The organism is Amycolatopsis dendrobii, from assembly GCF_014145675.1.
GTDB classification, from domain to species: Bacteria; Actinomycetota; Actinomycetes; order Mycobacteriales; family Pseudonocardiaceae; genus Amycolatopsis; species Amycolatopsis dendrobii.
The window spans coordinates 1-4,206 of record NZ_JACGZW010000041.1 but is presented as its reverse complement, the minus strand read 5'-3'; the positions used below and the strand labels follow the sequence as shown (position 1 = coordinate 4,206).

The following is a 4,206-nucleotide window of genomic DNA, read 5'->3' as shown; positions in this document are numbered from 1 at the left end:
ATCCGGACCCAAGACAAGGCCCGAACCCGTTACCGGGGCTCGGGCCTTCATCATGTCCAAGCTATTTCTGCGAGCCTTCCGGAGGCTGCCGCGGTGGTGAGCTCACTGCCGCGCCGGTTGCTCGATGCGCCACAGCCGGAGCGAGCGGAACCTAGCCTGCAACGCCGGCGGCTGGGAAGGCGATGCGAGGAGAACGCATCCCGCAGCGGGCAAAAGTTGGGCGCGGAGATGGGACTCAGCCAGCAACGAGCGGGCACGTGGCGGTGGGCCGGAACCGAGTGGGGCGATCTCGCAGTCGGACTTCCGGCAGTGGATCTATCGGGGTGGCCCAGAGCAGCGGACCGTCGATCGGCGGCTGACAGAGCGAAGGGCTGTCCATCGCGGGGGTGGGACCTCGGCCTCGGCCCGCGCCTGGGTTCGAGCCAGGGGCCAGCTGGAGCGGCGTGGACTGGTTCATCCGCGGCCCTCAGCCGTTGGTGGGACAGTCCCCATGGACCACTCAGGTGCGAGCGGGGCGGCTGGAGGCCCCGTCAGCAGCGGGAATCAGCTGGCCGAGGGCGGGGTTCGTCTCTGCGGCAACGAGGCTCGGTCTTGGACCCGCATCGAACCTGGCTCTGGGCAGAGAAACCAGAATCAAGCGTCCGGCGCGAGCTCGTCTCCGCGGCAGCGAGGTTTGCACTTCTGCCCGCGTCGAGTGTGGCCTTGAGCGAGAAGAACAGAACCAGCCGTCTGGTACGAGCGCCGTGACGCGGCAGCGAGGCCTCGGTCGTGGCCTTGTGCCGAGTCCGGGGTGGGGTTGGCGCGAGCGGCCGATCCCGCGATAACCGGCGCAGTCCTGAGAACCGCGCCGAGGCAACCCGTCGCTCGCCGGAGGATCGGGCAAGGCGTCGCACCCGCTGCCGCGCCGGCGGCGAACCCGAGCATGCAAGAAGGGTGCCGGAGCACGAAGCTCCAGCACCCTTCTCTGTCGAACCGTTCAGCCGAACCCGGCCTCAACCCGCTCCAGCGAGCCGCTGGGTTACTTCAGGGCCGAGCCCTTCTGCCAGTCGGTCCAGGACTTGGACCAGTCGCCGTACAGGTCCCACACCGGCAGCTGCGGGCCGCCCGAGTTGGTGACTTCTACGACGTCTCCCAGGCCGAAGTTGTTGAAGAACCACTCCGCGTTGGCGGCGTTCAGGTTGATGCAGCCGTGCGAGACGTTGGAGCTGCCCTGTTGCCCGACGCTGTTCGGGTTCTCGTGGACGAACTCGCCGTCGTTCGAGATGCGTTCCGAGAACTTCTCGTTCGAGCGGTACGCCTTCGGGTCCGGCGGGCACACGCCGTACGTGCAGGAGTCCATCGTGTAGTTCGCCTGCTTGTCCGAGATGACGTGCGGGCCGAGATGGGTGGGGGTCGCGTCCTTGCCCATCGAGATCGGCATCGACTTCACCATCGAACCGTTGTGGAAGATCTGCATCTGTTCGCTGTTGCCGTCGGCTTTCGCGATCCACGAATCGTGCACCTTGTACGTTTCGGTGCGATCGTCCGCTCCGAACACGCCATTTCCGAAATCGACGCCGTAAATCTTCGCGTTGACCGTCAGCGTGGTGCCCGGCTTCCAGTATTCCTTCGGCCGGTAGTGGACGTTCTTGTCGTCCATCCAGTACCAGCTGCCGTCCTGCTTCGGCGAGGACTCGACCGTCAGCGCCTTCTCCACGGCGGCCTTGTTCTTCACCGCGACGCCGAAGCTGAACACGATCGGCTGGCCCACGCCGACGCCTGAGCTCTTCACCGCGTTCGGGGCCGGGATCAGGTTCGCGTTCGCCTGCTTCTTCGGCGACAGCGTGGTCACCTGGCCCTGCTGTTCGACGGATTTCCCGTCCGCGCCTTGGGCATGCGCCTTCACCTGGTACGTGCCGCCGTAGCCGAGGACCTCGGTGGTCGTCCAGCTGAGCTTGTCCGGAGAGAACTCGCCCGCGACGGTTTTGCCTTTGGCGCTCGTGACCGTGACGTCCGTGAGCTTCCCGTTCGCCGCCTTCACGACGATCGGCGTGCTCGGGCTGATCCCGGACGCGTTGGCCGGTTCGATCGACACCGACGCCGGTGTCGCGGTCTGGCTCGACCCGCCCGGCGCACCGGGCGTGCCAGCGTCGCTTCCGCCGTCCCCGGAGGAACAGGCGGAAAGCAGCACGGTCGCCGCGAGAATTCCGGCGAGCGGAAAAAATGTCTTCTTCGGGAACATTATGTCTCTTTTGTGAGGGTCCAGGACCGGCAGGTTCAACTGCAAAACTACGCGATCGGAAAGACGCCCCGACCGGCGGATCGGTGCATTGGGGTGACGCGGATCACGATCGCGAATTCAGGGGCGCAGCAATCCGGGCGCTCCGTACAAGCCGGGGCCGTCGACGGTCAGTTCTTTCAGGTGCTCCCGGGCGGAGTGGTAGGCCTGCGACGCCAGATCGTCCGTACGCGAGAAGTCCAGCGGGCTTACCTGAACCGGAGCCGGACCCGGCAGGTAGACGACCGGTGCCGTCCGGGCGGCGACCGGTGCTTCCAGCACGGCCTGGTTGCGCATGCTGATCATCGCGGTGAACATCATCACCTCGGCGAACGTCCGCGGCGCGCCGGGCATTTTGCCGGGGAACGCGCAGTCCAGGACGACCAGCGACTTCGCGCCCATGCGCAACGCCTGCCGCATCGGGACGTTGGCGACCAGGCCGCCGTCGTAGAGAAGGCGGTCCTCGTACGGCACCGGCGGATAGATGCCGGGGATCGCGCAACTCGCCAGGAGCGGCGCTTGCAGCGGGCCGGAGGTGAGCAGGACCGGCTCGGCGGTGTCGACGTCGGTGGTGACGACGCCCAGCGGCATCGCCAGGTCCTCGAACCGGCGGCCGGCGCCGAGGTGGTCGTCGATGATCTTGGCGAGGCCGGTGTTCGGGAACAGATGGGTCTTGCTGTGCCGGAGCGTCCGGACCTGGCTGAGCACGCCGCCGGGGAAGGCCTCGGCTTTCGTCATGTGCGCCCAGATGTCGCGGAGCCGCCGGAGCCGGTCGTCGCCCGCCAAGGCGAGCACCGCGGCGTTCAGCGAGCCGACGGACGTGCCGACCGCCAGGTCGGGTGTGATGCCCGCTTCGTCGAGGGCTTGCAGCATGCCCACCTGCAGCGCGCCGAGGCTGCCGCCTCCGCCGAGGACGAACGCGACCGGCTTCGGGAGGTCTAGTGCCTGCATACGGTCGAATCTAATCAGCCGGACGGCTCCCGGGCGGGTGACTTCGGGTGAGCTCGGTCAATTGCCAGTGCGGACGGGCTCCTCCGGTTGCTCGTCCGGCGAAGCGGCGGAACCGGCGATGCCCAGCGCCTTGCGTTTCTTCATGCGCAGCAAAAAGAACACCAGCACCCCGATCACCAGCGCGGCCACCACGAGGAATCCGGTGTTCATGGCGCTCTCGACCTGTTTGGCCGCTTCGCCGAGCGCGGCGCCGAGGCTGATGTGCACGAGCGACCAGCAGAACGCGCCGGCGGCGGTCGCGGGGAGGAACTTGCGGAACGGCAGGTTCGACGCTCCCGCGGCGGCCGGCGTCAAGGTGCGCAGCACCGGCAGGAACCGCGCGAAGAACACCGCCCACGCGCCCCGGCGTTCGAGGACGCCGGTGGCCTTGTCCCAGGCGTCCAGTCCGTATTTGCGGATGAGCTTCGTCTCCCGCAGCCGCGGCCCGAACTTCCGGCCGAGGGCGTAGCCGATCGAATCGCCCAGCGCCGCGCAGACGGTGACGACCGCCCACAGCGTCAGGAAGCGGGGCACGGACGTCGCCGTGGTCGCCGCGATCAGCAGGCCCGATTCGCCCGGGGCGATGAAGCCGAGGCCGATCGTGCACTCGGCCAGTACGAGCCCGCCTGCCGCCGCGACGAGACCCGGCTGGGGGAGCGCTTGCAACCAGTCGAGGATGTCCGTTACTAAAGCCACACCATCACTTTACTGATTCTTGGGAATTGCGTGCCACGTCCGGGTGACCTGGAGACGAATAAGGGGCCCCGGTGCGTAACCGGGGCCCCTCGTCGGTACGGGTTCAGCGGGTCAGCAGGCTGCTGGCTTCTTGGGCTGCCGGTCCTTCGGCGGTGAGGTGGGCGAGGTTTTCCGGCAGTTCCTCGCCGCGGTGGGCCTTGGTCTGGGCGTACAACCGGCCGGCGCGGTAGGACGACCGGACCAGCGGACCGGCCATCACACCA

The 4,206-nt window shown here is 67.6% G+C and carries 3 protein-coding genes and 1 pseudogene; all 4 read right to left on the bottom strand.

Annotated elements, in window-relative coordinates:
• Positions 1–1,018: 1,018 nt before the first annotated feature.
• Positions 1,019–2,221 carry a L,D-transpeptidase family protein gene (locus H4281_RS45010; protein ID WP_182896953.1) on the bottom strand — a complete coding sequence of 401 codons (1,203 nt, stop codon included), beginning with the start codon at positions 2,219–2,221 and terminating at the stop codon, positions 1,019–1,021.
• A gap of 117 nt (positions 2,222–2,338) precedes the next feature.
• On the bottom strand, positions 2,339–3,208 hold the full coding sequence (locus tag H4281_RS45005) for a patatin-like phospholipase family protein (RefSeq protein ID WP_182896952.1): 870 nt from the start codon (positions 3,206–3,208) through the stop codon (positions 2,339–2,341).
• Between the two features lie 57 nt (positions 3,209–3,265).
• Positions 3,266–3,943, bottom strand: coding sequence for a DedA family protein (locus tag H4281_RS45000; protein WP_182896951.1), 678 nt, complete (start codon positions 3,941–3,943; stop codon positions 3,266–3,268).
• A gap of 103 nt (positions 3,944–4,046) precedes the next feature.
• Positions 4,047–4,206: pseudogene (locus tag H4281_RS44995) on the bottom strand (lipoyl synthase); the annotation flags it as partial.